General features: G+C 36.8%; 1 protein-coding gene. It reads right to left on the bottom strand.

The genetic code is table 11. The features are described from left to right. Nucleotides 1-141: 141 nt before the first annotated feature. On the bottom strand, nt 142-636 hold a 495-nt coding region (locus tag ACFINL_RS09830; protein ID WP_375651501.1), incomplete at its 5' end, for an HNH/ENDO VII family nuclease.

Raw genomic sequence — 636 nt, 5'->3', positions numbered from 1 at the left:
CTTCAGTACGAAAATTGATAATATCATTATATTTATCAACTAATTCTACAACATCATCTAAGGTATAGGTTTTCATCAATTATTTCTCCATAAATTATTCTATAAGCTGCTGTCTTTCTCTTTTCACCAACCGGTAGATCACTACTGCCGATGCTCCTGTCCCCATCTGTCAAAATCTATCCCTATGATACTCCATTTCATGTCGATTATTCCTCCTAAATTATTGTTTTTTTGTTCTCTATACCCTTTAGCACGTTCCTTCCAATATTCCTCTCTCCAATTACCAAACTTGTCTCTCTCTATAAGCGATTGATGTGTTTTGGAAGGAGCATGAATCACGGAATTATATTTGTTATGAGATTCCCTGCTCATTTCTGCTATGGGCCCTTCAGGCGTTTGTGATAAATGATGCAATTCAACAGACCTTCCATCAAATCCTATCGGTGCTCTTCCTGCTTCCATTCTCTCAACATTGGTGCCCCACACTTCTTTTTTGTTTACTGTCCATTTAGAAATTCTGTCAGGATCAAACAAATCGTCTCTCTGATAGGCTTTGTTAGTCTGTCCAAATTTGCTATCGGTAAATTTAGTGGGTTTCTTTTTTAACCAAAGCTTTTTTTCTTTAGCAGCGAGTTT

It is taken from the genome of Bartonella sp. AA78NXGY (assembly GCF_042197005.1).
Taxonomy (GTDB): Bacteria; Pseudomonadota; Alphaproteobacteria; order Rhizobiales; family Rhizobiaceae; genus Bartonella.
The sequence above is the reverse complement of the archived record's forward strand: the minus strand, read 5'-3'. Positions and strand labels throughout refer to the sequence as shown.